This is a genomic window from Arthrobacter sp. B2a2-09, assembly GCF_027587375.1.
Taxonomy (GTDB): Bacteria; Actinomycetota; Actinomycetes; order Actinomycetales; family Micrococcaceae; genus Arthrobacter.
The window spans coordinates 1-425 of record NZ_JAMXIC010000103.1 but is presented as its reverse complement, the minus strand read 5'-3'; the positions used below and the strand labels follow the sequence as shown (position 1 = coordinate 425).

The following is a 425-nucleotide window of genomic DNA, read 5'->3' as shown; positions in this document are numbered from 1 at the left end:
GGGTCCAAGGACTTCTACACCTTCACGGTACCTGCCGGGGGCAAGACCCTGTTCCTGGATCTCAACCGGGATTGCGTCAACCACCCCGACAACATCTTCGCGAACGGGCTCACCTGGCAGGTCACCTCGATCGCCAGCGGAGCGAAGGTCGCCGGGGACTACTGCGCCTCGGGGAACAAGACGATGGCCTTGGCGGCCGGCGACTACCGGCTCGAGATGGGCACCGATATCACCCGCAAGTCCTACGGAACGTACAGTCTGTCGGCGTTCTTCGTCCCCGACCCTCAGACCTTCACCCTGCCGCTCGACGGGAGCGCCGTAAGCAATGGGGTTCCCGGGTCCGGTGCGGGGAACCTGGAAACGAAGGGGTCCAAGGACTTCTACACCTTCACGGTACCTGCCGGGGGCAAGACCCTGTTCCTGGA

General features: G+C 63.8%; 1 protein-coding gene. It reads left to right on the top strand.

Translation table 11 applies throughout. The features are described 5' to 3' along the window. A partial coding sequence (locus NFJ07_RS25725) for a hypothetical protein (RefSeq protein ID WP_269998942.1) occupies positions 1-425 on the top strand: 425 nt, incomplete at both ends.